The sequence below is a fragment of the Cupriavidus sp. CuC1 genome (assembly GCF_044627735.1).
In the GTDB taxonomy this organism is placed as follows: Bacteria; Pseudomonadota; Gammaproteobacteria; order Burkholderiales; family Burkholderiaceae; genus Cupriavidus; species Cupriavidus ulmosensis.
Window position 1 is genome coordinate 1 of record NZ_JBIUHC010000382.1, and the last position, 1162, is coordinate 1162.

The 1162-nt window shown below is 65.7% G+C and carries 2 pseudogenes; both read right to left on the reverse strand.

Features of this window, described 5'->3' with window-relative positions:
- Nucleotides 1-73: 73 nt before the first annotated feature.
- A pseudogene (locus ACGLHR_RS51770) lies at nt 74-568 on the reverse strand (sulfite exporter TauE/SafE family protein); the annotation flags it as partial.
- 33 nt (nt 569-601) lie between these two features.
- Nucleotides 602-1090: pseudogene (locus tag ACGLHR_RS51775) on the reverse strand (NAD(FAD)-dependent dehydrogenase); the annotation flags it as partial.
- Nucleotides 1091-1162 lie beyond the last annotated feature (72 nt).

Below are 1162 nucleotides of genomic sequence, written 5' to 3' on the forward strand. Positions count from 1 at the left end.
CCGGCCTTCGATCATCGCCGCGTGCTGGGTTCAGGCAACGTTGTGGTGATGTCATGATTTACGGAAAGATCAATAGTAGTCCCGTCATCAGCCCGGTCAACGCGCCGGTTGCCGCGAGCGCGGCCCCGGTGGTCCATGACCAGATCAGCCGCCCGGTGTCGGGGTTGATGTGGCCGACGCAAAACCGTGAGTCCGCGCTGTCCGGACGCCCGCGCCGCAAAGCCTGTAATAGCAGCCTTCCGGCCACCACTAGCATGACAGTGGCAAACAGCGCCAATAGCACGCGTTGTGGCAACGCGTGCGCAAGGCGTACGCCGGGCGAGGTCAGCGGCACGCCCGCCGCGGCCATGAAAAGCGCGGCGCGGTAACAGACAAGGCGCTGCCGGAATGCTTCAAGCGCGCCGATCGCAGCGCTGCCCGCCACGGCGACCAGCGCTACCGGCGTCGCCTGCTGCATCGGCCAGCCCATGCCGGCCACCAGTGCCGGAACGGCGAGGATGCCGCCACCCGCGCCGGTCAGGCCGAGCACCGCACCAACGATGGCGCCGAGGATAAGTGAAGTTAGCATGGAAAATCCGACAGGTTGTGAGCCACCGCTGCGTTAGCCCACGAGTTCAGGCCGCACCATCCACTCGCGCCCCTTGAGCATCCCGTGCCAGTAAAGCGGCGGCAGGATGCGCTCCTTCAGCAGCCACGCGAGGCGCGACGGATGCTTGCCGTCGATCAGCCAGGTCGGCAGCGTTGGCGCGACCTTTCCGTCATAGAGGAATTCCGCGAGCACGATCTTGCCGCGTTCGACGGTCAGCGGGCATGAGCCGTAGCCGTCGTATGCCGCTTCGCCCCGGACCTTCCCCAGGCCCGCAAGCACGTTGTGGGCGACGACCGGTGCCTGCTTGCGCGTGGCGGCGGCGGTCTTCGCATTCGGCGTGTTTGCGGCATCGCCGAGCGCGAAGACGTTTGAGTAGGTCTTGTGGCGTAGCGTCGCCTGGTCGACGTCGACCCAGCCCGCGTTATCGGCCAGCGGGCTGACGCGGATGAAGTCCGGTGCCTTCTGGGGTGGCACCACGTGGATCATGTCGAACTCACTAGTACTACTGTGTTAACAACTACTCGGTTTTCCGACCGCAGCACGGGCACCGTTCAAGGCGGGCAAGCAGTGCGG